The organism is Nocardioides sp. J54 (assembly GCF_000519005.1).
GTDB lineage: Bacteria > Actinomycetota > Actinomycetes > Propionibacteriales > Nocardioidaceae > Nocardioides.
This window is the reverse complement of the sequence record NZ_JAER01000006.1, coordinates 81,795-101,915: the sequence shown is the minus strand read 5'-3', so window position 1 is coordinate 101,915 and position 20,121 is coordinate 81,795. Positions and strand designations below refer to the sequence as shown.

Here is a 20,121-nt window from a genome sequence, read left to right as displayed (position 1 = left end):
CCCGCAGTACGCGGCCAGGCCATCTGAGAAAGGACACGCCACCATGGCGAAGCTCACCACTGACGAGCTCCTCGACGCGTTCAAGGAGATGACCCTCATCGAGCTCTCCGAGTTCGTGAAGCAGTTCGAGGAGACCTTCGGCGTCACCGCCGCTGCCCCCGTCGCCGTTGCCGCTGCCCCCGCCGCCGGCGGCGCCGCGGCCGGTGGCGAGGCCGCCGCCGAGCAGGACGAGTTCGACGTCATCCTCGAGGCCGCTGGTGACAAGAAGATCAACGTCATCAAGGAGGTCCGCGCGCTGACCTCGCTCGGCCTCAAGGAGGCGAAGGACCTCGTCGAGGGCGCCCCGAAGGCGATCCTCGAGAAGGTCAACAAGGAGGCCGCTGACAAGGCCAAGGAGGCCCTCGAGGGCGCCGGCGCCACCGTCACCCTCAAGTGACCCCTCGCTGACCTCGGTCAGCACCCGGGGCCGGCAGAGCGCACGCTCTGCCGGCCCTGTCGCTTTTCGGCGCCACCTCGGGACGCGGCCGCCTGGCGCCCCGGGCGTGGCCCGGATGCAGTGACCGGGCATCCTGTCAACCCTCTGGCCGCGGGGGTGGACCCCGGTTGACCCGCGGGGCTACTCACGAGTACGGTCCCGTTCGCGGTGGCCGTCGTCACGTGACGCCCACCACGGGCGGTGCGTAACGTGCGCCACCTCGCTGCGTTGTGCAAGTGCAGCAATGCTCCGGGTCAGCGGACGTAGGGAAGAGGGAACACATGGGCGTCGACGTTGCGGTGACGAACTTGACCAAACAGTTCGGCAAGCAGCTCATCTGGAAGGGCGTGACGCTCACCCTCCCCGCCGGCGAGATCTCGGTGATGCTGGGCCCGTCCGGCACCGGCAAGTCGGTCTTCCTCAAGGCCCTCATCGGCCTGATCAAGCCCGACGAGGGCTCGATCGTCATCGAGGGCACCGACATCGCCTCGTGCTCGGAGAAGGAGCTCTACGAGGTCCGCAAGCTGTTCGGCGTGCTGTTCCAGGATGGCGCGATGTTCGGCTCGATGAACCTCTACGACAACGTCGCCTTCCCGCTGCGCGAGCACACCAAGAAGTCCGAGTCCGAGATCCGTGACATCGTCATGGAGAAGATGGACCTCGTCGGCCTCCTCGGTGCCGAGATGAAGCTCCCCGGCGAGATCTCCGGCGGCATGCGCAAGCGCGCCGGCCTGGCCCGCGCCCTCGTGCTCGACCCCGAGATCCTGCTGATCGACGAGCCCGACTCCGGCCTCGACCCGGTGCGCACGTCGTTCATCAACCAGCTCTTCGTCGACCTGAACGCCCAGATCGACGCGACCTTCCTCATCGTCACCCACGACATCCACTCCGTGCGGATCGTGCCGGACCAGATCGGCCTGCTCTACCACAAGCACCTGGCCATGTACGGCCCGCGCGAGATGCTGCTGTCGTCCGACGAGCCGGTGGTGCGCCAGTTCCTCAACGCCCAGACCGTCGGCCCGATCGGCATGTCCGAGGAGAAGGACGCCGACCAGCTGGCCGCGGAGAAGGACCTGAGCTTGCCGCCGCTGCCCCCGATCCCGCTGCAGCTCGAGCCGTCCAACGGTATCCCGCGCCGGGCCCAGCGCCCGCCGGGCGAGTGGTGCCGCCTCAACGGCGTGACGCCGCCGCCGGGTTCCTTCACCAAGGAAGCCGAGCACGCCAGTGGACGCGCCGAGCACTGACGGATCTTCATGTCACTGACGGTTGCTCGGGCTCTCCAGCCTGTCGGAACCGCTGGCAAGCTGTTCGCCTTCGCGCTCGACGTGGGGCGGAGCTTGTTCCGGCGTCCGTTCCAGACCCGGGAGTTCCTCCAACAGGCGTGGTTCATCGCCTCGGTCACCATCGTCCCGACGGCGCTGGTCGCCATCCCCTTCGGCGCGGTCATCGCGCTGCAGGTGGGCGGCCTGATCAAGCAGTTCGGCGCGCAGTCGTTCACCGGCTCGGCGTCCGTGCTCGCGGTCATCCAGCAGGCGGGCCCCATCGCCACCGCGCTGCTCATCGCCGGCGCCGGCGGCTCCGCGATCGCCGCTGACCTCGGTGCGCGGAAGATCCGCGAGGAGCTGGACGCGATGATGGTGCTGGGCATCGACCCGATCCAGCGCCTGGTCGTGCCCCGCGTGCTCGCCTGCATGCTCGTCGCGGTCTTCCTCAACGGCATGGTGGCGGTCGTCGGCGTCGGCGGTGGCTACGTCTTCAACGTGATCCTCCAGGACGGCACCCCGGGCGCCTACCTGGCCAGCTTCACCGCGCTCGCGCAGCTGCCCGACGTGTGGATCGGCATGATCAAGGCCCTCGTCTTCGGCCTCATCGCCGCCGTCGTCGCGTCCTACAAGGGCATGAACGCCGCCGGCGGCCCGAAGGGTGTCGGCGACGCGGTCAACGAGTCCGTCGTCATCACCTTCCTGCTCCTGTTCGTCGTCAACTTCACCCTGAGCACGATCTACCTGCAGGTCGTGCCCCCGAAGACGGGTTAGCGCGATGGCGAACCTCAAGGCGATCTACGAACGGCCCGTCAAGGGCCTGGACACCCTCGGCCACGAGCTGTCCTTCTACATCAAGGTGCTGCTGGCGCTGCCGCGCTCGGTCATGCACTACCCGCGGGAGATCCTGCGGATCCTCGCCGAGGTCACCCTCGGCACCGGTGCGCTCGCCGTCATCGGCGGCACCGTCGGCGTCATCGCCGGCATGACCTTCTTCACCGGTGCCCAGGTCGGCCTGTCCGGCTACGCCGCGCTCAACCAGCTCGGCACCGCGGCCTTCACCGGCTTCGTCTCCGCCTACTTCAACACCCGCGAGATCGCGCCCCTCGTCGCCGGCATCGCGCTCGCCGCGACCGTCGGGTGCGGCTTCACCGCCCAGCTCGGCGCGATGCGCATCTCCGAGGAGATCGACGCCGTCGAGGTCATGGCGATCCCCTCGATGCCGTTCCTGGTCGCCACCCGCGTCATCGGGGGCCTGATCGCGATCGTCCCGCTGTACGTCGTCGGCCTGCTCTCGTCGTACGTCGCGAGCCGGCTCGTGGTGACCCAGTTCTACGGACAGTCCGCGGGCACCTACGACCACTACTTCAACCAGTTCCTGCCACCGGGCGACGTGCTGTGGTCCTTCGGCAAGGTGCTGGTCTTCGCGGTCGTCGTGATCCTCATCCACTGCTACCACGGCTACACGGCGTCGGGCGGTCCCGCCGGCGTGGGCATCGCCGTGGGCCGTGCGGTGCGGACCAGCATCGTGGCCATCAACGTCATCGACCTGTTCCTGTCGATGGCGATCTGGGGCGCGTCCACGACGGTCAGGCTGGCGGGGTGACGAGGCGATGAACAAGCTGCTCTCCGCCCACAAGGCGCTCGGCGTGGTCTTCCTGTGCCTGCTCCTGCTCGGTGTCTGGCTGACCTACGCGACCTTCACGAAGAAGTTCGCCAGCTACGAGCGGATCACGCTGACGACCTCCAACATCGGTCTCCAGCTGCCGATCCGCGCCGACGTCAAGGTCCGTGGCGTCATCGTCGGCGAGGTCCTCGAGGCCAGTGCCGGCGACGAGCGCGGTGCCGAGCTGACCCTGGGCATCTACCCCGACAAGATCGACGACATCCCGGCCAACGTGACCGGCTCGATCGTCCCCAAGACGCTCTTCGGTGAGAAGTACGTGTCGCTGGTGGTCCCCGAGACGGGTCCGTCCGGCACCATCCAGGCCGGCGCGGTCATCGACCGCACCGAGGTCGCCACCGAGCTCGAGGAGGTGCTGTCCGACATCTACCCGCTGCTGCGCACGGTGCGGCCGGCCGACCTCAACGCCACCCTCACCGCGCTCTCCACCGCCCTCGAGGGCCGCGGCGAGCAGCTCGGGTCCAACCTCGAGACCGTCGACTCCTACCTGAAGCGGATCAACCCGGAGATCCCGGCGCTGCTCGAGGACCTGCGCCTGACCGCGCAGGTCTCCGACACCTACGCCGACATCCTCCCGGAGGTCGCGCAGATCCTGGACGACACCGTCAAGACCACCGGCACCATCGAGGAGAAGGAGGCGGCGCTGACCGCGACGCTGCGTGACATCCGGAGCTTCTCCGACACGGCACGCTCCTTCCTCGACGCCAACGAGGCCAACCTGCGCGAGGCCGGCGAGCTCTCCACCCGCACGCTGGCCGTGGTGGCGCGGTACTCCCCGATCTTCCCGTGCATGTCGGCGGGCATCGTCAAGGCGCAGGGCCGCCTCGCCGAGGCGTTCCGCGGCTACGAGCTGCACATCGTCCTCGAGACGCTGATCGACCAGCCGCGGGCCTACACCCCGGCCGACGCGCCGAAGTTCGGCGAGGACCGCGGCCCGGACTGCCTGGGCCTGCCGGACATCCCCTACAGCCAGGACAACCCCTACCCGCCGCTGCCGAAGATCAACGACGGGATGAACGGCTCCACGGAGAAGGGCAACCTGCGGCCCGCGCCGTCGGCGGCCTACCAGGGCACGCCCGACGACGTCACCGCGCTGCGGGGCGCGCTCGAGGCCGAGTACGGCGCCGGCGCCGACATCAACGTCGTGCTCGCCGGTCCGGCCGTGGCCGCGGGGAGTGGTCGCTGATGATCCGCGGGCTCGACAAGCGCACCTCCGGCGACCTCGTCCGGCTGGTCATCTTCATGGTGACCACCGCGATGGCCACCGGCGTCCTGATCATCACGATCGGCAACCTGTCCTTCGGCGCCACGAAGGAGTACGCCGCCGAGTTCGTCGACGTCACCGGCGTCAACAAGGGTGACGACATCCGGATCGCCGGCGTGAAGGTCGGCTCCGTCGAGGACATCGAGATCCTCGCCGCGGACCGGGCACTGCTCACCTTCAAGGTCGCCGAGGACACCGTCGTCGACGACGCCACCCACGCCACCATCCGCTACCGCAACCTGCTCGGCCAGCGCTACATCTCGCTGACCCAGCAGGGCAGCGGCAGCGACCGGCTCGACGAGGGCGGCAAGATCCCGGTCGACCGGACCACCCCGGCCCTCGACCTCACGGTGCTGTTCAACGGCTTCAAGCCGCTGTTCGAGGCGCTCTCGCCCGACGACATCAACAAGCTGTCGTACGAGATCGTCCAGGTCTTCCAGGGCGAGGGCGGCACCGTCGAGGGGCTGCTGTCCAGCACCGCCTCGATCACCCGCACCCTCGCGGACCGCGACGAGGTGATCGGCGAGCTGCTCGACAACCTCGACTACGTCCTCGACCACATCGCCGACCGCGACGACCAGCTCACCGACCTGATCGACAGCTTCCGCTCGCTCGTCGGCGGGCTCAACGAGGACCGCGAGGCGATCCTGTCCTCGCTGGACTCGATCTCGGAGCTGTCCGTGCAGACCGCGGCGCTGGTGACCGACATCGAGAAGCCGCTGCTCAAGGACGTCAAGGAGCTGCGGAAGGTCGCCACGACCCTCAACCGCAACCGCAAGGAGATCGACCGCTCCCTGCAGGTGCTCCCGATCAAGCTGACCAAGATCGGACGGACGGCGATCTACGGCTCCTGGTTCAACTTCTACCTCTGCCACTTCACGGCGAGGATCAAGGTTCCCGGCCTGAACAACCCGATCGGGGCGACCGTCCCGATCAACGCGCCGCGCTGCTCGCTGAAGCAGGAGGTGGGGGAGTGAAGCCGTTCCGCGAGCGCAACCCCGTCGTGGTCGGGGCGGCGAGCATCACCGTCCTCGTCCTGATGCTGGTGGCGGCCATGCGCGCCCAGGACCTGCCGCTGATCGGCGGCGGTGACACCTACTACGCCTCCTTCGAGGAGGCCGGCGGCCTCAAGGTCAAGGACGAGGTCCGCATCGCCGGCGTCCGCGTCGGCCAGGTGACCTCCGTCGAGCTCGACGGCAACTCCGTCAAGGTGGGCTTCCAGGTCAAGACCGACCAGGAGCTCGGCGAGGACACCCGCGCCGACATCAAGGTGAAGACCATCCTCGGCTCGATGTTCCTCTCCCTCTACCCGGCCGGGACCGGTGAGCTCGCCGAGGGCGCGACCATCCCGACCGAGCGCACCACCTCGCCGTACGACGTCGTCGAGGCCTTCACCGGCCTGGCCGAGACCTCGGCGGACATCGACACCGACCAGCTGGCCAACGCGCTGACCACGCTCGCCGACCTGACCCGCAACACCCCCGAGGAGTTCCGGGCGGCGCTCGACGGTGTCTCGGCGCTGTCGAAGGTGATCGCCTCGCGCGACGAGGAGATCAACTCGCTGCTCAAGAACCTCGACCGCGTCTCGACGGTCCTCGACGCCCGCGACGAGGAGATCGTCGCGCTGATGGACGACGCCGACACGCTGTTCAAGGCGCTCCTGCAGCGCAAGGCGCAGGTCCACCGCCTGCTCGTGTCGACCAGCACCCTCAGCAAGACGCTGACCGGGCTGATCCGCAAGAGCCGCGCCGACCTCAAGCCCGCCCTCGACCAGCTCGACTCGGTGCTGCAGGTCATCAAGAAGAACGAGGACAACCTGGAGACCGCCATCAAGACGATGGCGCCCTTCTACCGCGTGTTCGCGAGCACGCTCGGCAACGGGCCGTGGTTCGACAACTACATCTTCAACCTGCCGCCGGTGCCCGGTCTGCGAGGTGGCAACTGATGAGCGACCTGCGACGTCTCCTGCCCGTGGCCGTGGTCGTGCTGCTGCTGGCCGCCGGCGTGGTGTGGATGATCGGCGGTGCCGGCGACGCCAAGACCGTGACGGCGTACTTCCCGCGTGCGGTGTCGGTCTACGAGGGCTCCGAGGTCCGTGTGCTCGGGGTCGCGATCGGCAAGGTCGAGGAGGTCGTGCCCGAGGGCACCCAGGTCAAGGTCGTGATGACCTACGACAGCGACGTCGACGTGCCGCAGGACGCCCAGGCGGTGATCGTCTCCCCGTCCGTCGTCGGCGACCGCTACATCCAGCTCACGCCGGCCTACGAGGACGGTGACACCGTGATGGCGGACAACACCGTCATCAAGGCCGACCGCACCGCGATCCCGCTCGAGCTGGACGAGATCTACTCCAGCATCGACAAGCTCACGGTCGCGCTCGGCCCGGAGGGCGCCAACAAGGAGGGCGCGCTGACCGACCTGCTCGAGCAGACCGCGAAGAACTTCGGCGGCCAGGGCGAGCAGTTCCGCCAGACCATCAAGGACTTCGGCCGGCTCAGCGACACCCTCGACAACAACAAGGAAGAGCTGTTCGACTCCGCCGCGCAGCTCGAGAGCTTCATCAAGACCCTGGCCGACAACGACCAGACCGTCCGCGACTTCAACAAGTCGCTGGGCGACGTCTCGGGCCTGCTCGCCGACGAGCGCCAGGAGCTGACCTCGGCGCTGTCGAACCTCGGTACGGCGCTCGGCGAGGTCGCGACCTTCGTGAAGACCAACCGCGCCGTGCTCGGCCGCAACATCCGCGACGTCAACCGGGTCGCCAAGGTGCTGGTGCGCCAGCGCGAGAACCTCGACGAGCTGCTGCGCGCCGGCCCGCTCGCGCTGACGAACCTCTACCACACCTACAACCCCAAGAACGGCACGCTCGACGCCAACGCCAACATCGGCAACCTGGTGCACGAGCTCACGTCCAACCCGAAGACGGTGCTGTGCACCCTGGTGTCGGCGAACGACCCGAAGGGCGAGCTGTGCAACCTGATCGGGACCCTGCTGCCGCGCGGCGCACCGTTCGGCACCGGCTCCGCGTTCTCGCAGCCCTACGACCCGACCCTCTTCGGCCTGGTGGGAGGTGACCGATGAAGCGCCTGCGCTCCCGCGCCCGCGTCGTGGCCGCCACCCTCGTCGGCATGGTCGCGCTGACCGGTTGTGACTTCGACGTCTACCAGCTGCCGCTACCCGGTGGCGCCGACGTCGGCAGCGACCCGATCACGGTGACCGTCCGCTTCGACGACGTCCTCGACCTCGTGCCGAAGTCCTCGGTCAAGGTCAACGACGTCACCGTCGGCCAGGTCGTCGACGTGGACCTCGACGGCTACCAGGCGGTGGTCGAGCTCGAGCTCCGCAACGACGTCGACCTGCCCGACCAGCCGATCGCCTCGATCCGCCAGACCAGCCTGCTGGGTGAGAAGTTCGTGTCCCTGGCCGCGCCCTCGGGCGGCGGCGAGGGACGCCTCGACGACGGCGACGTCATCGAGAAGGGCGGCCGCAACCCCGAGGTCGAGGAGGTGCTGGGCGCGCTCAGCCTGGTCCTCAACGGCGGTGGCGTGGCCCAGATCAAGACCATCGCCTCGGAGCTCAACCTGGCCCTCGACGGCCGCGAGGACTCCGCGAAGTCGGTCCTGACCCAGGTGGAGTCGCTGGTGCGGCGCCTCGACGAGCGCAAGGGCGACATCGTCAACGCCATCGAGTCGGTCAACCGCCTGGCGATCAGCGCCCGCGAGCACCAGGACAGCATCGACCTCGCCCTCGAGGAGCTGCCGAGCGCGCTCGACTCGCTCGACCGGCAGCGCGAGGACCTGGTGTCGATGCTCGACGGCCTGACGAAGCTCAGCGACGTCGGTGTGCGGGTGATCAACACGACCAAGCAGTCGACGATCACCACGCTCAGGCAGCTCGACCCGATCCTCACCCAGATCGCGGCGTCCGGCGACAACTTCGCGACGGGCTTCAGCACCTTCCTGACCTACCCGTTCGTCGACGACGCCGTGGGCCGCAACCCGCAGACCGCCCGCAACCTGCACATGGGCGACTACGTCAACCTGTCGGTCGACCTGCAGCTCGACCTCGGCAACCTGGTGCTGCCGGACATCGCCTGCATCCCGATCAACGAGCTGCCCGACCTGCCGCTCGACGTGCTGGTGGACCTCAAGACGCTGTGCAACGGCGTCACCCAGACCCTGCAGAAGTGCCTGCGGACCCCGCCGAACCCGACCGAGTGCCTCAAGCTGCCGGGCTACCTGCTCGACAACATCTGCGACGCGGTCAAGATCCTCTGCGGCAGTGGCCGGACCGGCACCTCCGGCACCCGGGCGTCGGGCGACCTGCTCGGCAACGTGCTCGGCAACGCCCTCAAGGGCGGCGGCCTCAACCGGCCACGGCCGGGCATGTCCGAGGACGCCAGCAAGATGTGGCGTGACTTCGACGAGCAGTACGACACGGACCTCGTGGACGTCTACTCCGCCCCGTTGCGGGCCTCGGACGACGGACGGAGCGTGAGCCGGTGATCACCCGTCGCACCCGCATCCAGCTGCTCATCTTCGCGATGATCACGCTGCTCGGCGTGACCTACGTCGGCGCGCGCTACGCGCAGCTCGACCGCGTCGTCATCGACCGCTCCTACACCGTGATCGCGCACTACCCCGACTCCGGCGGCATCTTCACCGGCGCCGAGGTCACCTACCGCGGCGTCGGGATCGGCGAGGTCGGCGAACTGACCCTCACCTCCGACGGCGTCGACGTCGCCCTCGAGATCGACAAGAAGTGGGACGAGATCCCGAGCGACACCATCGCCCTGGTCGGCAACCGCTCCGCGGTCGGCGAGCAGTACGTCGAGCTCCAGCCGCAGAGCGACGGCGAGCCCTACCTCGCCGAGGGTTCCGAGATCGAGGACGTCGCCACGCCGATCGCCACCGAGAAGCTCCTCGGCGACCTGTCGGCGACCGTCGCCAGCGTCGACCGCGAGGCCCTCTCCACCACGGTCGAGGAGCTCGGCAAGGCCTTCGCCGGCACCGGACAGGACCTCCAGCGGATCATCGACACCGGCAACTCGTTCATCGAGACCGCGGACGAGAACTTCGACGTCACCACCGCGCTGATCCGCGACAGCAACACCGTGCTCCGCGGCCAGCTCGCCACCCAGACGTCGCTGCGTGCCTTCGCCAGCCAGCTCTCGGCGTTCTCGTCGTCGCTCGCGGGCGCCGACAAGGACCTGCGCAAGGTGATCGACTCCGGCTCCGTGGCCGCCACCCAGCTGCGCACCTTCCTCGAGCAGAACGGCGTCGAGCTCAGCGAGCTGCTCGCCAACCTCGTCACCACCGGTCGGGTCGTGGTCCGCCACCTGCCCGGCCTGCGGCAGATGCTCGTCGTCTACCCGTACGCCGTCGGCGCCGGCCAGGTCGTCGTCGGCAAGAAGTCGGTCGCCCAGGGCGGCAGCGGCTACTGGGACGTGCACTTCGGCCTCATCCTCAACACGCTGCCGAAGATCTGCTACGAGGGCTACGTCAAGGAGCGCCGCAACCCGGAGTCGGACCGCGGCGACCTGCCCATGCCCCACGACGTCGGCTGCACCGAGCCGATCACCAAGTCCAACCCCCGCGGTCTGCAGAACCTGCAGCGCGTGGCACCCGGCGGCACCCGCTACGACATCGCCGTCCGGGTCGACGAGGAGACCGGCGACGTGACCTGGGACGTCCCCGAGGGCGCCTCGAGCGACCGGGGTAACGTGGCCCCTCCGACGCTCGGAGAGGACTCGTGGAAGTGGCTGTACGTCCAACCGATGCTCAACGCGAGCCGGTGACCGCGGACGGCAAGGCGGACGACCAGAAGACGGAGGGGACGACGGGCGCAGCCCGTGCTGCCCGCACGCGCTGGGCCGTCCTCGCCGCGCTCGTCGGCCTGTGCGTCGCCGGGCTGACCGTGTCGGCCCTGGTGGTCTTCGGCAATGGCGCGGGCTCCAGCCTCGGTGACCGCGTCTCCTCGGTCTTCGACCCGCCGGAGGACCCCACCCGCGACCGCGAGGAGGTGCTGGCCGCGGCCCGCACCTTCGTGCAGCGCTTCAACACCTACGGCCCCGACCAGCTCGAGGACTCCGGGCAGATGCCGGAGTACCGCGCCGTCGGCGAGCTGATGACCGCCAAGTTCCGTGCCGCGTTCGAGGAGAACCTGGCCATCGCCGAGAAGGCGGTCGCCGAGACCGGCATCGACCGCGCGGCCACGGTCTACGGCATCGGGATCTCCGCGATCGACTCCGACTCCGCGACCGTGCTCGTCGGCGCCGAGGTCCGGTCGTCGTACCCCAGCGGCGAGGACGACGAGGAGCGCGTCGACTTCGAGCCGCAGCGCTTCCGCTACGAGGTGACGCTGGTCAAGATCAGCGGCAGCTGGGTCGTCGACGACCTCGACGACGTCGACGACGGCCTGCCGTCGTTCGCCAGCTCGACTTCGCAGGACGCCGTCCCCGACCCGGGCCAGTCGCCCTCGGGCGCGCCGGGCCAGGACGTCACCCCGGACGCTCCGGCCACCGAGGAGTCCGGCGCCGGGCAGTCCGGCGGCGCGGACGAGGAGGGCGGCGAGCAGTGAGCGCGAACCTCTACGACATCCTCAACGTCGACGAGACCGCCTCCGCCGACGAGATCCGCGGCGCCTGGAAGGCCGCGGTCGCCGACCTCGACCCGACCGACCGGCGGTTCCGCGCGTTCAACGACGCCGCCGCCGTGCTCCTCGACGCCGACAAGCGCGCGGCGTACGACGCCGAGCTGGCTGCCGCCCGTGACGCCGACGAGCCGGCCGGGGCCCCGGTCGTGCTGACCAAGCACGCGCCCGACGACGCTGCCGACGACGCTGCCGACGACGCTGCCGACGACGCGGAGGGCGAGGCCCGCGGCCAGGACGAGGCCGTCCCGACGCGTGCGGCCCCGGCCCGCGAGCCCGCTGCCACGACGAAGCAGCAGGCAGAGCCGGCCGGCCCTCCCGGCTGGGCGCTCGGCGCCGCCGGTGTCGCGGCCGTGGTCTCCCTCGTGCTCGCCGTCGTGCTGCTGCTCCAGCCCGGCGGCAAGCTCTTCAGCGACGACTCCCCGGCGGAGGTCGCCGCGGCCAACCAGCGCTTCCAGGAGTCCGCGCGCTCGGTCGAGTCCGCCGCCGAGCGGCTGGTGGGCGAGGTGTTCTCGTACAACTACGAGACCATGGACGCCGACCTCGAGCGGGTCCAGCAGCACGTCACCCCCGAGCTCGGCGCGAAGCAGGCCAAGGGCTGGCCCGACATCGCGAAGGACGCCGCCGACCAGAAGCTGGTGGTCCAGGCCCGGGCCGAGGCCGTCGCCCTGACCCGGCTCAGCCGCGACGGCCGCAACGCGACGGTCATGGTCTTCCTCGTCCAGGAGAGCACCCGCAACGAGGTCCGTCAGACCCCGCTGCGGATGTGGGTCTCCCTGGCCATGGTCCGCGAGTCCGGCAGCTCGCAGAGCTGGCTCGTCGACGACGTCTGCGTCGACTCCAACTGCGACCGTCCCGGCTGATCCGCTACTCGGCCGGCCCGGCTGCCCGGGCGCCGTACCGCACCTGCGGTGCGATCGCTCACACCCCGGGCCGGGCGTGGCGCCCTTGACCTCGCCCGGTCGGGCGACGCATGATCGGCGGCACCGGATCGACGGAAGTGAGGCGATCGGCTCCGCGACTGCGAGGAGAGACGCAGCCGGCATTGTGGAGCGCGCCCATATCAGGTATCGTGGCTCCTTGCGCCTGCCCTCAGATGCGCTTCGGCCTGCCCGGTGGCCGATGACGTGGTGGGCAGGGCGCTTCTCGAAGAGTCGAACCCGTCGAAGGACAACTCTTGGCCGCGCGCACCACCCCCGGTAAGTCCCGCATTTCTTTCGCGAAGATCCAGCAGCCGCTGGAGCTCCCGCAGCTCCTCTCCCTCCAGACCGACAGCTTCGACTGGCTCGTCGGCAACGAGGCCCACCAGGCCCGTATCCAGGCCCGCATCGACGCGGGGGAGGACGCCACCTTCAAGTCCGGTCTCGAGGAGATCTTCGAGGAGATCTCCCCGATCGAGGACTTCTCCGAGACCATGTCGCTCTCGTTCGAGAACCCCGTGTTCTACGACCCGAAGTACACGGTCGACGAGTGCAAGGAGAAGGACCTCACCTACTCCGCCCCGCTCTACGTCTCCGCCGAGTTCACGAACAACGAGACCGGTGAGATCAAGGGCCAGACCGTGTTCATGGGCGACTTCCCGCTCATGACCCCGAAGGGCACCTTCGTCATCAACGGCACCGAGCGCGTCGTCGTGTCGCAGCTCGTGCGCTCGCCCGGCGTGTACTTCGAGCGCTCCGCCGACAAGACGTCCGACAAGGACATCTACACCGCCAAGCTCATCCCGAGCCGCGGTGCGTGGCTCGAGTTCGAGATCGACAAGCGCGACATGGTCGGCGTCCGCCTCGACCGCAAGCGCAAGCAGAACGTCACCGTCCTGCTCAAGGCGCTGCAGGCGATCGCCGAGGACACCGGCGAGGCCTACGACTACGAGGCCGTCATGGCCGACCTGCGCCAGTACGAGTCGATCCAGCTGACGGAGGAGAAGGACAACACCTCCGGTCCGGACGACGCGCTGCTCGACATCTACCGCAAGCTGCGCCCGGGCGAGCCGCCGACGCGCGAGGCTGCGCTGACGCTGCTGAAGAACTACTACTTCAACCCGAAGCGCTACGACCTGGCCAAGGTCGGCCGCTACAAGGTCAACAAGAAGCTGGGCCTCCACCAGGCCTTCGACCAGCAGACGATGACGATCGCCGACATGGTCGCGACGATCAAGTACATCGTCCAGCTCCACAACGGCGACGAGTTCGTCACCGCCATCGGCGGCGAGGTCCTCACCGACGCCGACGGCAAGGACCTGCCGGTCCAGGCCGACGACATCGACCACTTCGGCAACCGTCGCATGCGCACGGTCGGCGAGCTGATCCAGAACCAGCTCCGCACCGGCCTCGCCCGCATGGAGCGCGTGGTCCGCGAGCGGATGACGACCCAGGACGTCGAGGCGATCACGCCGCAGTCCCTCATCAACATCCGCCCGGTCGTCGCGGCGCTGAAGGAGTTCTTCGGCACCTCGCAGCTGTCGCAGTTCATGGACCAGACCAACCCGATCGCCGGCCTGACGCACAAGCGTCGCCTCTCCGCGCTCGGCCCCGGTGGTCTGTCCCGCGACCGCGCCGGCATGGAGGTCCGTGACGTCCACCCGTCGCACTACGGCCGCATGTGCCCGATCGAGACCCCTGAGGGCCCGAACATCGGTCTGATCGGCTCGCTCGCCTCCTACGGCCGGATCAACCCGTTCGGCTTCGTGGAGACGCCCTACCGCAAGGTCGAGAACGGCCAGGTCACCGACAAGATCGACTACCTCACCGCGGACGACGAGGACCGGTACGTCATCGCCCAGGCCAACGCGGCCCTGGGCGCCGACAACCGCTTCACCGACGAGCGCGTGCTGGTCCGCCAGCGCGACGGCGAGGTCGCCGAGGTCCCGGCCGACGACGTCGACTACATGGACGTCTCGCCGCGCCAGATGGTGTCGGTCGCGACCGCGCTGATCCCGTTCCTCGAACACGACGACGCCAACCGCGCGCTCATGGGCGCGAACATGCAGCGCCAGGCCGTGCCGCTCATCAAGAGCGACAGCCCGATCGTCGGCACCGGCATCGAGTACCGCGCCGCGGTCGACGCCGGTGACGTCGTCGTCGCCACCAAGGCGGGCGTCGTCAAGTCCGTCTCGGCCGACCTGGTCGAGACCATGGACGACGACGGCGGCTACTCGTCGTACCGCCTCGCGAAGTTCAAGCGCTCCAACCAGGGCACCTGCATCAACCAGCGCCCGCTGGTCGAGGCCGGCGACCGCGTCGAGGTCGGCTCGCCGATCGCGGACGGTCCCTGCACGGACAACGCCGAGATGGCGCTGGGCACCAACCTCCTCGTGGCGTTCATGCCGTGGGAGGGCCACAACTACGAGGACGCCATCATCCTCAGCCAGCGCCTGGTGCAGGAGGACGTCCTCACCTCGATCCACATCGAGGAGCACGAGGTCGACGCCCGCGACACCAAGCTGGGTCCCGAGGAGATCACCCGGGACATCCCGAACGTCTCCGAGGAGATGCTGGCCGACCTGGACGAGCGCGGCATCATCCGCATCGGTGCCGAGGTCCGCGACGGCGACCTGCTCGTCGGCAAGGTCACGCCCAAGGGCGAGACCGAGCTGACCCCCGAGGAGCGCCTGCTCCGCGCGATCTTCGGTGAGAAGGCGCGCGAGGTCCGCGACACCTCGATGAAGGTCCCGCACGGCGAGACCGGCACGGTCATCGGCGTCCGGGTCTTCGACCGTGAGGAGGGTGACGAGCTCCCGCCGGGCGTCAACCAGCTGGTGCGCGTCTACGTCGCGCAGAAGCGCAAGATCTCCGTGGGTGACAAGCTCGCCGGCCGTCACGGCAACAAGGGTGTCATCGCGAAGATCCTGCCGATCGAGGACATGCCGTTCCTCGAGGACGGCACGCCGGTCGACGTCGTGCTCAACCCCTTGGGTGTCCCGCGACGGATGAACATCGGCCAGATCCTCGAGCTGCACCTGGGCTGGCTCGGCAAGCAGGGCTGGCACATCGACGCCGACCTCCGCGACGAGGAGTGGGCCCAGCGGCTCGTCGCCATCGGCGCCGACGAGGCGCAGCCCGACACCAAGCTGGCGACGCCGGTCTTCGACGGCGCCCGCGAGGACGAGATCACCGGCCTGCTCGGCCAGACGCTGCCCAACCGCGACGGCGTCCGGATGGTCAAGGAGACCGGCAAGGCCAGCCTGTTCGACGGCCGCTCCGGCGAGCCGTTCAAGGACCCGGTCTCGGTCGGCTACATGTACATCCTCAAGCTGCACCACCTGGTCGACGACAAGATCCACGCTCGCTCGACCGGCCCCTACTCGATGATCACGCAGCAGCCGCTGGGCGGTAAGGCCCAGTTCGGTGGCCAGCGGTTCGGCGAGATGGAGGTCTGGGCCATGGAGGCGTACGGCGCCGCCTACGCCCTGCAGGAGCTGCTGACCATCAAGTCCGACGACGTGCCCGGTCGCGTCAAGGTCTACGAGGCCATCGTCAAGGGCGAGAACATCCCCGACTCCGGCATCCCGGAGTCGTTCAAGGTGCTCGTCAAGGAGATGCAGTCGCTCTGCCTCAACGTGGAGGTCCTGTCGCAGGACGGCACCGCCATCGAGATGCGCGACGCGGAGGAGGACGTCTTCCGCGCCGCCGAGGAGCTCGGCATCGACCTGTCGCGTCGCGAGCCCTCGACGGTCGAAGAAGTCTGAGCGCGACGGCGGTACGACGCCCCCGGGCGTCGTACCGCCTCCCTCAGTCCCCAGCCTCACTTTCAAGAACTAACGAAGGACATCAGCCACCGTGCTCGACGTGAACTTCTTCGACCAGCTTCAGATCGGCCTGGCTACCGCGGACGACATCCGCACCTGGAGCCACGGCGAGGTCAAGAAGCCGGAGACCATCAACTACCGCACGCTCAAGCCCGAGCGTGACGGCCTCTTCTGCGAGAAGATCTTCGGTCCCACCCGGGACTGGGAGTGCTACTGCGGCAAGTACAAGCGCGTGCGCTTCAAGGGCATCATCTGCGAGCGCTGCGGCGTCGAGGTGACCCGGTCCAAGGTCCGCCGTGAGCGGATGGGCCACATCGAGCTGGCCGCCCCGGTCACGCACATCTGGTACTTCAAGGGTGTGCCGAGCCGCCTGGGCTACCTGCTCGACCTGGCGCCGAAGGACCTCGAGAAGGTCATCTACTTCGCGGCCTACATGATCACCCACGTCGACGACGAGGCGCGCCACCGCGACCTCGCCGACCTCGAGGGCAAGATCAGCCTGCAGCGCCAGTCCATCGAGAAGCGCCGCGACGCCGGCCTCGAGGACCGGACCAAGAAGCTGGAGGAGGACCTCGCGGCCCTCGAGGCCGAGGGTGCCAAGGCCGACCAGCGCCGCAAGGTCCGCGACGGTGCCGAGCGTGAGCTCAAGCAGCTGCGCGACCGCGCCCAGCGCGAGCTGGACCGCCTCGAGGAGGTATGGGAGACCTTCAAGAGCCTCAAGGTGCAGGACCTCATGGGTGACGAGGTCCTCTACCGCGAGATGAAGAACTGGTTCGGCAAGTACTTCGAGGGCCACATGGGCGCCACGGCGATCCAGAAGCGCCTGCAGTCCTTCGACCTCGACGCCGAGGTCGAGAGCCTGCGCGAGACGATCGCCACCGGCAAGGGCCAGCGCAAGGTCCGCGCCCTCAAGCGCCTCAAGGTCGTCGAGGCCTTCCGCAAGACCGGCAACAAGCCCGAGGGCATGGTCCTCGACGCCGTCCCGGTCATCCCGCCGGACCTGCGCCCGATGGTGCAGCTCGACGGTGGTCGCTTCGCGACCTCCGACCTCAACGACCTGTACCGCCGCGTCATCAACCGCAACAACCGCCTCAAGCGGCTGCTCGACCTCGGTGCGCCGGAGATCATCGTCAACAACGAGAAGCGGATGCTCCAGGAGGCCGTCGACTCGCTGTTCGACAACGGTCGCCGCGGTCGTCCCGTGACCGGCCCGGGCAACCGGCCGCTCAAGTCGCTGTCCGACATGCTCAAGGGCAAGCAGGGTCGCTTCCGCCAGAACCTGCTCGGCAAGCGCGTCGACTACTCGGGCCGTTCGGTCATCGTGTCGGGTCCGCAGCTGAAGCTGCACCAGTGCGGCCTGCCCAAGCAGATGGCGCTGGAGCTCTTCAAGCCGTTCGTCATGAAGCGGCTCGTGGACCTGTCGCACGCGCAGAACATCAAGTCGGCCAAGCGGATGGTCGAGCGCGGCCGCCCGGTCGTGTGGGACGTCCTCGAAGAGGTCATCACCGAGCACCCCGTGCTGCTCAACCGTGCGCCCACCCTGCACCGCCTCGGCATCCAGGCCTTCGAGCCGCAGCTCGTCGAGGGCAAGGCCATCCAGCTGCACCCGCTCGTCTGCACCGCGTTCAACGCGGACTTCGACGGTGACCAGATGGCTGTCCACCTGCCGCTCTCCGCGGAGGCGCAGGCCGAGGCCCGCATCCTGATGCTGTCGACGAACAACATCCTCAAGCCGTCGGACGGCCGTCCGGTGACCATGCCGACCCAGGACATGATCATCGGCCTGTTCTTCCTGACCACCGAGCGTGGCCAGGCGACGGTCGAGGTCGACGGCGAGACGCACCTGCGCTCCTTCTCGTCCCCGTCCGAGGCGATCATGGCCTACGACCGTGGCGAGATCGCGCTGCAGGACCGCGTGAAGATCATGCTGACCGACTACGTCATCGAGGGCCACGAGCCGGGCGAGCCCGTCCTGCTCGAGACCACCCTCGGCCGCACGATCTTCAACGACACGCTGCCGGCGGACTACCCGTACATCAACGAGGAGGTCGGCAAGAAGCGCCTCGGCGCCATCGTCAACGACCTCGCCGAGCGCTACCCCAAGGTGGTCGTGGCGGCGTCGCTGGACGCCCTCAAGGACAACGGCTTCCACTGGGCCACCCGCTCGGGTGTCACCGTCTCGATCGACGACGTCATCACGCCGGAGAACAAGGCGGAGCTGCTCGGAGAGTACGAGGCGCAGGCCGCCAAGATCCAGAAGCAGTTCGAGCGCGGTCTGGTGACCGACGAGGAGCGCCGCCAAGAGCTCATCGAGATCTGGACCAAGGCCAGCCAGGAGGTCGGCAAGGCCCTGCGGTCGACGTTCGAGGCCAACCCGACCAACCCGATCTACGTGCAGGTGCACTCGGGCGCCTCGGGTAACTTCAACCAGATCAACCAGGTCGGCGCCATGCGAGGCCTGGTGGCGAACCCGAAGGGCGAGATCATCCCGCGCCCGATCAAGGCCAACTTCCGTGAGGGCCTGTCGGTGCTGGAGTACTTCATCTCGACCCACGGTGCACGCAAGGGTCTGGCCGACACCGCGCTGCGTACGGCCGACTCGGGTTACCTGACCCGTCGTCTGGTCGACGTCTCGCAGGACGTCATCATCCGTGAGGACGACTGCGGCACCGAGCGTGGCCTGCCGAAGGTCATCGGCGTGCGGACCGAGGACGGCACCGTCGTCAAGGACGACAACGCCGAGACCGCGGCCTACGCCCGTACGGCGGCCAAGGACATCGCCCACCCGGAGACCGGCGAGGTGCTCGCCGCCGCGGGCGAGGACCTCGGTGACGTCAAGATCGCCGAGCTCATCGAGGCCGGCATCGAGACCGTCTCCGTGCGCTCCGTGCTGACCTGCGACGCCCGTACCGGCACCTGCGCCAAGTGCTACGGCCGCTCGCTGGCCACCGGCAAGCTGGTCGACATCGGCGAGGCCGTCGGCATCATCGCCGCCCAGTCGATCGGTGAGCCCGGCACGCAGCTGACCATGCGTACCTTCCACACCGGTGGTGTGGCCTCCGCCGACGACATCACGCAGGGTCTGCCCCGCGTCGTCGAGCTCTTCGAGGCCCGTACGCCCAAGGGTGTGTCCCCGATCTCCGAGGCCGCCGGCCGCGTGCAGATCGAGGAGACCGACAAGGCCCGCAAGGTCCTGGTCACCCCGGACGACGGCTCCGACGTCATCGAGTACGTCGTCAGCCGCCGCTCGGCCCTGCTGGTCAACGACGGCGACCACATCGAGGTCGGCCAGATGCTGACCAAAGGCACGCCGGACCCGAAGGAGGTGCTCCGCATCCTCGGTGTCCGCCGGACGCAGCAGCACCTCGTCGACGAGGTCCAGGAGGTCTACCGCAGCCAGGGTGTGTCGATCCACGACAAGCACATCGAGATCATCGTGCGGCAGATGCTGCGCCGGATCACCGTGCTCGAGTCGGGTGACACCAACCTGCTGCCCTCCGACCTGGTCGACCGCGTGCTCTTCGAGGAGGAGAACCGTCGCGTGGTCTCCGAGGGCGGCAAGCCGGCCTCGGGTCGTCCGGAGCTCATGGGCATCACCAAGGCCTCGCTCGCGACCGAGTCGTGGCTCTCGGCGGCCTCCTTCCAGGAGACCACCCGGGTGCTCACCGACGCCGCGATCAACGGCCGCTCCGACAGCCTGCGTGGCCTGAAGGAGAACGTGATCATCGGCAAGCTCATCCCGGCCGGCACCGGCCTGGAGCGCTACCGGAACATCCGCGTCGAGCCGACCGAGGAGGCGCGCGCCGCGGCGTACGCCGTCACGGGCTACGAGTCCTACGACTACGAGTTCGGCAACGCGGCCGGCCAGGCCGTCGCGCTCGACGACTTCGACTTCGGTTCGTACCAGAACTGAGCGAAGCCAGGTCCCGGTCCGAGACCGGGTCAACCAGCCGAAGGCCCCCGCGAGCACGCTCGTGGGGGCCTTCGGGCGTTCCGGGCGCGGCGCCCGGCGGGGGGGCGGAATCACCTCCTCAGCGG

14 protein-coding genes are annotated in these 20,121 nt (G+C 68.7%); all 14 read left to right on the top strand.

What is annotated here, in order from left to right; genetic code table 11:
- Nucleotides 1-43: 43 nt before the first annotated feature.
- The 14 genes from rplL to NOCJ54_RS0106205 all read left to right on the top strand — a co-directional run bounded on the left by rplL (nucleotide 44) and on the right by NOCJ54_RS0106205 (nucleotide 19,996).
- Nucleotides 44-436 carry a 50S ribosomal protein L7/L12 gene (gene rplL / locus NOCJ54_RS0106270; protein ID WP_028654820.1) on the top strand — a complete coding sequence of 131 codons (393 nt, stop codon included), beginning with the start codon at nucleotides 44-46 and terminating at the stop codon, nucleotides 434-436.
- Nucleotides 437-756: 320 nt separating this feature from the next.
- On the top strand, nucleotides 757-1,719 hold the full coding sequence (locus NOCJ54_RS24160; RefSeq protein WP_036517063.1) for an ABC transporter ATP-binding protein: 963 nt from the start codon (nucleotides 757-759) through the stop codon (nucleotides 1,717-1,719).
- 9 nt (nucleotides 1,720-1,728) lie between these two features.
- Entirely contained in the window at nucleotides 1,729-2,511 is a 783-nt protein-coding gene (locus NOCJ54_RS0106260) for an MlaE family ABC transporter permease (RefSeq protein WP_028654819.1), read from the top strand.
- 4 nt (nucleotides 2,512-2,515) lie between these two features.
- Nucleotides 2,516-3,343 (top strand): MlaE family ABC transporter permease, encoded by an 828-nt coding sequence (locus NOCJ54_RS0106255; RefSeq protein WP_028654818.1) that lies wholly within the window; start codon nucleotides 2,516-2,518, stop codon nucleotides 3,341-3,343.
- Between the two features lie 7 nt (nucleotides 3,344-3,350).
- Nucleotides 3,351-4,607, top strand: coding sequence for an MCE family protein (locus NOCJ54_RS0106250; RefSeq protein ID WP_028654817.1), 1,257 nt, complete (start codon nucleotides 3,351-3,353; stop codon nucleotides 4,605-4,607).
- On the top strand, nucleotides 4,607-5,662 hold the full coding sequence (locus tag NOCJ54_RS0106245) for an MCE family protein (protein ID WP_232221696.1): 1,056 nt from the start codon (nucleotides 4,607-4,609) through the stop codon (nucleotides 5,660-5,662). The genes NOCJ54_RS0106250 and NOCJ54_RS0106245 overlap by 1 nt, the downstream gene beginning before the upstream one ends.
- On the top strand, nucleotides 5,659-6,630 hold the full coding sequence (locus tag NOCJ54_RS0106240; RefSeq protein WP_028654815.1) for an MCE family protein: 972 nt from the start codon (nucleotides 5,659-5,661) through the stop codon (nucleotides 6,628-6,630). Before NOCJ54_RS0106245 ends, NOCJ54_RS0106240 begins: the two co-directional genes overlap by 4 nt.
- Entirely contained in the window at nucleotides 6,630-7,766 is a 1,137-nt protein-coding gene (locus tag NOCJ54_RS0106235) for an MCE family protein (protein WP_036517062.1), read from the top strand. The genes NOCJ54_RS0106240 and NOCJ54_RS0106235 overlap by 1 nt, the downstream gene beginning before the upstream one ends.
- Entirely contained in the window at nucleotides 7,763-9,190 is a 1,428-nt protein-coding gene (locus NOCJ54_RS24155; RefSeq protein WP_051485530.1) for an MCE family protein, read from the top strand. The genes NOCJ54_RS0106235 and NOCJ54_RS24155 overlap by 4 nt, the downstream gene beginning before the upstream one ends.
- Nucleotides 9,187-10,482 carry an MlaD family protein gene (locus NOCJ54_RS0106225; protein WP_028654813.1) on the top strand — a complete coding sequence of 432 codons (1,296 nt, stop codon included), beginning with the start codon at nucleotides 9,187-9,189 and terminating at the stop codon, nucleotides 10,480-10,482. The genes NOCJ54_RS24155 and NOCJ54_RS0106225 overlap by 4 nt, the downstream gene beginning before the upstream one ends.
- Nucleotides 10,479-11,264: a hypothetical protein gene (locus tag NOCJ54_RS29805; RefSeq protein WP_028654812.1), complete on the top strand. Its 786-nt coding sequence runs from the start codon at nucleotides 10,479-10,481 to the stop codon at nucleotides 11,262-11,264. The genes NOCJ54_RS0106225 and NOCJ54_RS29805 overlap by 4 nt, the downstream gene beginning before the upstream one ends.
- The gene (locus NOCJ54_RS0106215; protein ID WP_028654811.1) at nucleotides 11,261-12,199 is read left to right on the top strand and encodes a DnaJ domain-containing protein; all 939 of its coding nucleotides are present in this window, start codon (nucleotides 11,261-11,263) and stop codon (nucleotides 12,197-12,199) included. Before NOCJ54_RS29805 ends, NOCJ54_RS0106215 begins: the two co-directional genes overlap by 4 nt.
- 314 nt (nucleotides 12,200-12,513) lie before the next feature.
- Entirely contained in the window at nucleotides 12,514-16,023 is a 3,510-nt protein-coding gene (rpoB, locus tag NOCJ54_RS0106210) for a DNA-directed RNA polymerase subunit beta (protein WP_028654810.1), read from the top strand.
- 91 nt (nucleotides 16,024-16,114) lie between these two features.
- Nucleotides 16,115-19,996 carry a DNA-directed RNA polymerase subunit beta' gene (locus NOCJ54_RS0106205; RefSeq protein WP_028654809.1) on the top strand — a complete coding sequence of 1,294 codons (3,882 nt, stop codon included), beginning with the start codon at nucleotides 16,115-16,117 and terminating at the stop codon, nucleotides 19,994-19,996.
- The last annotated feature ends 125 nt before the right edge of the window (nucleotides 19,997-20,121 follow it).